Source organism: Erythrobacter donghaensis, from assembly GCF_001557325.1.
Taxonomy (GTDB): domain Bacteria; phylum Pseudomonadota; class Alphaproteobacteria; order Sphingomonadales; family Sphingomonadaceae; genus Erythrobacter; species Erythrobacter donghaensis_B.
Genome location: NZ_LSJS01000082.1, coordinates 1 through 6309 on the forward strand (window position 1 = coordinate 1; position 6309 = coordinate 6309).

A 6309-nucleotide genomic window follows, 5' to 3' on the forward strand; every position below is an offset into this window, starting at 1 on the left:
CGGCGGCAGGCTTGCGGCCGGGGCCAGCGCCTCCCGCGCAACCGCCGAGCGCCGCCGCCAGCAGCGCGGCGGTGAGGAGCGGGCGGCGCCTCACCCCTTCCCCCCGATCCGGCGCAGCACCAGATGCGTCCCCGCCGCAGCGCCCACCAGCGGGGCGACGAGGTTCACCAGCGGCACCGCCATCATCCCCGCCACCACGGCGCCGAGCAGGATGCGCTCGGCGCGTGGCACGGGGTTGCCTCGCGTGTCGCCTTCACAGTGCCGCAGCCACGCCATGTCGGTGAGCTCGCGCCCGAGCAGCACCGCGTTGACGCCAAGGAACACCAGCGCCGGGCCGATCGCGGTGAACACCAGCACCGCAGCGATTGGCAGCGCCAGCAGGTTGTAGCCGAGCGCCCGCATCAGGCCTTTGCTGGCCACCGCCACCTCGCGCGCCAGCGGCAGCGGCTGCGCGCGGCTCGCGAGCTCGGGGTAGTGCCGCGCCTCGACCGCCGCCACCACCTCGTCGGCGAAGAGCTGGAGCACCGCCAGCGCCACCACCCGGAACAGCAGCCAGAAGGCGAGGAGGCTCACCGCCAGCCACACCGCGACCACCAGCGGGCCGGCCACCTCGGCCGGCAGCAGCGCGGCGATCCACGGGCTCTGCCGTAGCCATCCGAGGGCGAACCACATCCCGACGCTGGCCGCCGCGAACACCGCCAGCGTCACCGCGACGCTCTTGAGCCCCACGTGGACGACAGCGCGGTCGCCCAGCTGGCCAAAGGCCTTCACGATCGCGGCAGGAACGGCGGACATGTATCATCCGATGCGCACCCGGCCCTGCGAAGTCAACGCGCCTGCACTGCACCGCACACAGATCGCTTGGCGAGGGGCCCGAAGGCCGCTAGGCGCTCCCGCAATCCACCATCCAAGGAAGAGCCGCCCGTGCCCGAGACCACCCCGCCCCGCTACGACGTCATCGCCATCGGCAACGCCGTGGTCGACGTGATCGCCTCCTGCGAGGAGGAGCTGATCACCGAGCTCCAGCTCAACCGCGGCGGGATGACCCTGATCGACGAGGCGCGCGCCGAGGAGCTCTACGAAGCCATGCCTCCCGCGCGCGAAGTCTCGGGCGGCTCTGCGGCCAACACGCTGGCGGGGCTGGCGACGCTCGGCCTGCAATGCGCCTTCATCGGCCAGGTCGCCGAGGACCAGCTCGGCAAGGTGTTCCGCCACGACATGCGCGCCACCGGCATCGACTTCGACACGCCGGCGCGCACCGGCGAACCCGCCACCGGCCGCGTGCTCATCTTCGTGACGCCCGATGGCGAGCGCACCATGAACACCTTCCTCGGCGCAGGCCAGTTCCTGCCCGCCGCCGCGCTCGACGAGGCGCTGATCGCCAGCGGCGCGATCCTCTATCTCGAAGGCTACCTGTGGGACCCCGAAGAGCCCCGCCGCGCGATGCGCCGCGCGATCGAGGTCGCCCGCGCGGCCGGCCGCAAGATCGCCTTCACCGCCTCCGAAAGCTTCGTGATCGACCGCCACGGTGACGATTTCCGCGCGATGATCGAGGAAGGCATCATCGACATCCTGTTCGTCAACGAGAGCGAACTCGCCACGCTGACGGGCGAATCTGACTTCGAGACGGGCCTCGCGCAGGTCGCCGACAAGGTGCCGGTGCTGGTCGCGACCCGGAGCGAGAAGGGCGCGGTCGCCATCGCCCATGGCGAGCGGGCCGAGGTCGCCGCGGTGCCGGTCGTCAAGGTGGTCGACACCACCGGCGCGGGCGACCAGTTCGCGGCGGGCTTCCTGTCGGGCTACGCCAAGGGCGAGCCGCTGACGCGGTGCCTGAAGCGCGGCGCGATCTGCGCCTCGGAGGTGATCTCGCACTACGGCCCGCGGCCCGAGGCGGACATGGTGAAGCTGATGGAAGAACGGTTGTAAGCGGACAAAGCGGACACTGTGTCCGCTTTGCTCCGGCGAGATTCCTGTTATCTTGCCAATGAGTTATCCTTCATCGGACAATGCGGACGGACAGGGGAACAGGCCCCGTTTTGCGTGCCTGTGCCATATGCGGGGCTGACGATGCGAAAGAGCGGGACGGAGCCTGGAGCCTGTCCTGGTTAGGCTCTAAACCCGCGATACCCCTGTAGGAAAGCGCCGTCGGTCTTAGAGCCTGTCCTGGTTCTAGGTCGCAGCCGCCGCGCGCCGCACCGGGGTCTTGCCCGCCTCCCAGCCCAGCCACGCCGCCGCGCCCCCGGCCGCAACGCCCAGCGCCAGGCTCACCGCAGGCGGGATCGCCGCATAGGCCGCAAAGCCTGCGGTGATCGCCGGGATGAAGGGCGCAAACCACATGACCACGCCCTGCACCGCCGCGAAGCCCGCCGCGACCAGCCAGGGCGCGCCGTGCTTGCGGTTGCGCCACCACAGCACCAGAGCAAAGACCGCCACCATCGCGTCACTGATCAGGATCGTATCGAGGATCGCGTGCGGAAACTTGCTCCCGATCACGTTCATCCATGGCAGGTAATCGCCCATCACCCGGCTGAACGGACTTTCGAACAGGATCAGCGGGGTCGCCAGCATGTAGCCGGCGTGGAGCTTCACATTGCGCCGGTGCTTGAGCGCCAGATAGAACAGCGTGAGGTACGCCGCGATCGCGATTCCCATCCCGATCCCGAAGGACGGGCCGAGCGCCATGGTCACAGGACCGTCTCCGGCTGCAAAATTGCCCGCGGTGAGGTTGATGATCATCACGAAGCCGAAGATCAGGAACGGGAACAGCGCGAAGCTCGCCCGCCCCATCCAGCGGTGCAGATCGGTCGCGCGGCGCTGGATCACGACCTGCTGGGCGATCAGCAGCACCAGCCAGGTCATCGACGAGATCGCATGGACGTGGAAGGCGAGCGGGATCGGGCCGCTCGCGCCGAAATAGCTCGCCCAGAAACCGGTCATGATGACCAGCAGCACGAAACCCACGAAATACGGCGCAAGGCGATACGGCATCGAGATTCCCCCCTTCCCGATAGCGACCGTCTCGCGATGTATCACGTTCGCGGCAAGCGGGCAAAGGTGCCCTCGTGCGGCTACTTCGGCGGCACGTATCCCGCATCGCGCAGGGTCACCATGTAGGCGGCGATCTGGTCGATCTGCTTGCGGGTCAGGGTGAAATCCATGTCCTCGGGATAGTTGTGCGCATCCTCCAGCCAGTCGCCGAGCGATTTCTCGGAGAGGCCCGGCCGGTTGGCGATCGCGGCAAAGCTGGGGGAGGCGGGATTGGGCGAGAGAAACGGCGGCTCGACCGCATGGCACCCCCCGCAGGCCGCCTCGACAAAGGCCGGCGCGCGGGTGTCGGGTGAGGACGAGGTCGGCTTGCCCACCATCGGCGGCGGGTTTTCCGAGCCCGGCGCGGTGGAGCAGGCGGCGAGCGCGGTCAGGGCGATGAGCAGCACGGGACGATGGGTCATGCTGGTCTTGTGAGCCTGCCGCGTCACGGCGTCCTTGATCGGGATCAAATTTGCTGCGGGTCGCCAGCACCCCTCTTCGTCGCCCCGTGCTTGACACGGGGGTCGGCTTTTTTCTTCCTTCCTATCGGACAGAGAAGCCAAGCCCCGTGTCAGGCACGGGGTGACGGGGAAGTAATTAGACTTCGGCCTCGCGCGCCACCTCGCGCCAGCCGATGTCGCGGCGGCAAAAGCCGGTGGGGAAGGTGATCGCATCGACCGCTGCGTAGGCCTTGGCCTGCGCTTCGGTGACGCTCGCGCCAGTCGCGGTGACGGCGAGCACCCGGCCCCCGTTCGCCACCAGCGCGCCGTCCTTCAGCGCGGTGCCGGCGTGGAAGATCTTGAGGTGGCGCTGATCTCTCGCACCCGTCTGGTCGCATGCCGAAATGTCGATCGCGCCGCCCTTCTCGGGCGTGCCGGGATAGCCGTTTGCGGCCATGATGACCGTGAGCGCATAGACCGCCTCGAATTCGGGCGATTCTTCGTCCAGTTCATCGAGCCTGCCGGTGGCGCACAGCCACATGATGTTGGCCAGATCGTCGCGCAGCCGCATCATCAGCACCTGGCACTCCGGGTCGCCGAAGCGGGCGTTGTATTCGATCAGCTTGGGGCCGTCCGCGGTCAGCATCAGCCCGGCGAAGAGCACGCCCTGATAGGTGTTGCCCTCCTCGCGCATGGTGCGCACGGTCGGCTCGATGATCTCGGCCATGACGCGGGCCTGCAGTTCCGGTGTCAGCACCGGCGCGGGCGAATAGGCGCCCATGCCGCCGGTGTTGGGGCCGACATCGCCGTCGCCGACCCGCTTGTGGTCTTGCGCAGAGCCGAAGGGGACAATTGCCGTGCCGTCGGTCAGGGCGAAGAAGCTCGCTTCCTCGCCTTCCATGAATTCCTCGATCACCACCTGCGCGCCCGCGCCGCCGAAGGCCCCGCCGAACATGTCGGCGAGCGCGGCCTCGGCCTCGGCGAGGGTGGCGGCGATCACCACGCCCTTGCCCGCCGCGAGGCCATCGGCCTTGAGCACATAGGGCGCGGCGAAGCGGGCGAGCGCGGCGCGGGCCTCCTCAAGGCTGCTGGTGCGCACGTAACCGGCGGTGGGAATGCCCGCACGCTGGCACAGGTCTTTCGTAAAGCCCTTGGAGCCCTCGAGCCGCGCCGCGGCCTGCGAGGGGCCGAACACCGGCACGCCCGCCGCCCTCAGCGAGTCCGAGAGGCCGTCCACCAGCGGCGCCTCCGGGCCGACGACGACGAGGCCGATCCGCTTCTCCGCACAGAAGGCGATCACCGCGCCGTGGTCCGTCACCTCCAGCGCCACGCATTCCGCCTCCTCGGCGATGCCGGGATTTCCGGGGGCGGCGTAGAGCTTTGCAAGGCTCGGGGATTGCGCCAGCTTCCACGCCAGCGCATGTTCGCGGCCCCCAGAGCCCAAAAGCAGGATATTCATGGCCCCTCCGCCCAACAGCGATGACGATGCCGGGCTGGTAGCGCGCGTGACCCCGGGCGACAACGCCCAGCCGCTCACCGTCAGCGAGATATCCGCGCTGCTCAAGCGCACGGTCGAGGACCGCTTCGGCTTCGTGCGGCTGCGCGGCGAGCTTTCGGGGGTGAAGCGCGCGGCCTCGGGCCATTTCTACTGCGCCCTCAAGGACGAGGGCGCGGTGATCGACGGGGTGATGTGGAAAGGGAGCGCCGCCCGCCTCAATTTCCGCGCCGAGGACGGCCTCGAGGTGATCGCCACCGGCAAGCTCACCACCTATCCGGGGCGCTCGAAATACCAGATCGTGATCGATTCGCTCGAGCTGGCTGGCGAGGGCGCGTTGCTGGCGCTGCTCGAGAAGACCCGCGCGAGGCTGGCGGCAGAAGGCCTGTTCGCGCCCGAGCGCAAGCGCCGCCTGCCGTTCCTGCCGCGGGTGATCGGCGTGGTCACCTCGCCGACGGGGGCGGTGATCCGCGACATTCTCCACCGCCTCGCCGACCGCTTCCCGAGCCACGTCGTCGTCTGGCCGGTGCTGGTGCAGGGCCAGGGCGCGGCCGAGCAGGTCGCCGCCGCGGTTCGGGGCTTCTCGGGTCTGGCGCCCGGCGGCCCGATCCCCCGCCCCGACGTGGTGATCGTCGCGCGCGGCGGCGGGTCGATCGAGGACCTGTGGAGCTTCAACGAGGAGGTGGTGGTCCGCGCCATCGCCGACTGCGCGATTCCCGTGATCAGCGCCGTGGGTCACGAGACCGACACCACGCTCGCCGACCACGCCGCCGACCGCCGCGCGCCCACGCCCACCGCGGCGGCCGAGATGGCTGTGCCAGTGCGCGCGGACCTTGCCTTCACTCTCACCGACCTCGCCGCCCGCCAGCGCCGCGCGGTGCATCGCGGGCACGAGCTCGCACGCGAACGGCTCGCCGCGCGCGCGCGCCTGCTGCCGCGACCGGAGAACCTGCTGCAACCCCAGACCCAGCGCCTTGACGACCTGTCGGAACGCCTCCGCCGCGCGCTGGGCGACCGCTCGGCCAAGGGGCGCGAGCGGCTCGCCGGGGTGGCCGCGCGGCTTTCGCCCAGCCTGCTGGCGCGCAGCGCCGCCGAAGCGCAGCGCCGGCTCGACCGCGCGCGCCTCGCCCCCGCGCTCGTCGAGCGCCCCCTGCGCGAGGGCACCCAGCGGCTTGCTTCGCTGGCGCGGGTGATGAGCCAGCTCCACCCCGAAAGGCCGCTCGAGCGCGGCTATGCCATCATCCGCGACGCATCGGGCAAGGCGCTGACCACCCGCGCCGAAGCCGCAGGCGAGGCGCGCCTCCAGCTCCAGTTCCGGGACGGCACGCTCGCCGCCATCCCCGAGGG

Annotated in this window: 6 protein-coding genes; 2 read left to right on the forward strand and 4 right to left on the reverse strand. The window is 70.0% G+C overall.

The features are described 5' to 3' along the window. Positions 1 to 90 precede the first annotated feature (90 nt). Positions 91 to 795, reverse strand: a complete 705-nt coding sequence (locus tag AX692_RS04255) for an EI24 domain-containing protein (RefSeq protein WP_073975301.1) — start codon at positions 793 to 795, stop codon at positions 91 to 93. 129 nt (positions 796 to 924) lie between these two features. Between AX692_RS04255 and AX692_RS04260 the strand changes: the two genes are divergently transcribed. Next, positions 925 to 1926: an adenosine kinase gene (locus tag AX692_RS04260; RefSeq protein ID WP_073975300.1), complete on the forward strand. Its 1002-nt coding sequence runs from the start codon at positions 925 to 927 to the stop codon at positions 1924 to 1926. Positions 1927 to 2169: 243 nt separating this feature from the next. On the opposite strand, the gene AX692_RS04265 is transcribed toward AX692_RS04260, so the two are convergent. The 3 genes from AX692_RS04265 to purD all read right to left on the reverse strand — a co-directional run bounded on the left by AX692_RS04265 (position 2170) and on the right by purD (position 4926). After that, positions 2170 to 2988, reverse strand: coding sequence for a hypothetical protein (locus AX692_RS04265; protein ID WP_073975299.1), 819 nt, complete (start codon positions 2986 to 2988; stop codon positions 2170 to 2172). 80 nt (positions 2989 to 3068) lie between these two features. Then, entirely contained in the window at positions 3069 to 3449 is a 381-nt protein-coding gene (locus tag AX692_RS04270) for a hypothetical protein (RefSeq protein ID WP_155644857.1), read from the reverse strand. Between the two features lie 175 nt (positions 3450 to 3624). Further along, a complete protein-coding gene (gene purD, locus AX692_RS04275; protein ID WP_073975297.1) occupies positions 3625 to 4926 on the reverse strand; it encodes a phosphoribosylamine--glycine ligase in 1302 nt (433 codons plus the stop codon). Between purD and xseA the strand changes: the two genes are divergently transcribed. Continuing rightward, positions 4925 to 6309 (forward strand): exodeoxyribonuclease VII large subunit (gene xseA, locus AX692_RS04280; RefSeq protein ID WP_073975296.1); only part of this gene is annotated, 1385 nt, incomplete at its 3' end. The two genes, purD and xseA, sit on opposite strands and share 2 nt — an antisense overlap.

Coding starts and splice junctions, on each gene's coding strand:
- AX692_RS04265 (WP_073975299.1), bottom strand. CDS start 2,988: ATGCCGTATCGCCTTGCGCCGTATTTCGTGGGTTTCGTGCTGCTGGTC.
- AX692_RS04270 (WP_155644857.1), bottom strand. CDS start 3,449: ATGACCCATCGTCCCGTGCTGCTCATCGCCCTGACCGCGCTCGCCGCC.
- purD (WP_073975297.1), bottom strand. CDS start 4,926: ATGAATATCCTGCTTTTGGGCTCTGGGGGCCGCGAACATGCGCTGGCG.
- AX692_RS04255 (WP_073975301.1), bottom strand. CDS start 795: ATGTCCGCCGTTCCTGCCGCGATCGTGAAGGCCTTTGGCCAGCTGGGC.